We start from the raw sequence: 505 nt of genomic DNA on the forward strand, positions 1-505 counted from the left end.
CTGACTCATAACGCTTAGATAATCAGCGAAGGTCCACTCAGCGTTTTCTAATCTCCGTAGAGGGTGGAGACCTTTGTCTGATTCATCGCTTTGTTGGACTTGCGTTGACGCTGAGGAAAAGCCTCGGGGTTCTTGGTCGCCAAACTCATGATTTATAGACGGATAGTAACAATCACTCACTCTTATCACTATACTTATTGTAATGAATTGAGTCCTTTACCCACCCGCTATTATTCCGCATCGAGAACAGACTGTGAGTACCAGCCCCGTTATCGTTTCAGCGGAGCCGCTGCTATTCGCTCAGTGGCACCACATGTCGGGCAGATTAATGTAGTGCCTAGTTTATTTAGCATTTCTTGCCATGTTGGCAGCAATGCTGTAATAAATGTGGGTTGTTTACATTGTGCTCTTGCCACATTCAACTTTTCGACCACTGTTGGGTGATATAGCCCGTAGTAGCGGATGGTGGGCTTGCCTTTTAATGGTAAGTGCTTCAGTACCATAC

General features: G+C 45.7%; 1 pseudogene. It reads right to left on the bottom strand.

From position 1 onward, the window contains the following. Positions 1–269: 269 nt before the first annotated feature. Positions 270–505, bottom strand: a pseudogene (locus IEW52_RS15865) (IS91 family transposase); the annotation flags it as partial.

Origin of the sequence: Oceanisphaera marina (assembly GCF_014643915.1) — a bacterium.
In the GTDB taxonomy this organism is placed as follows: Bacteria; Pseudomonadota; Gammaproteobacteria; order Enterobacterales; family Aeromonadaceae; genus Oceanimonas; species Oceanimonas marina.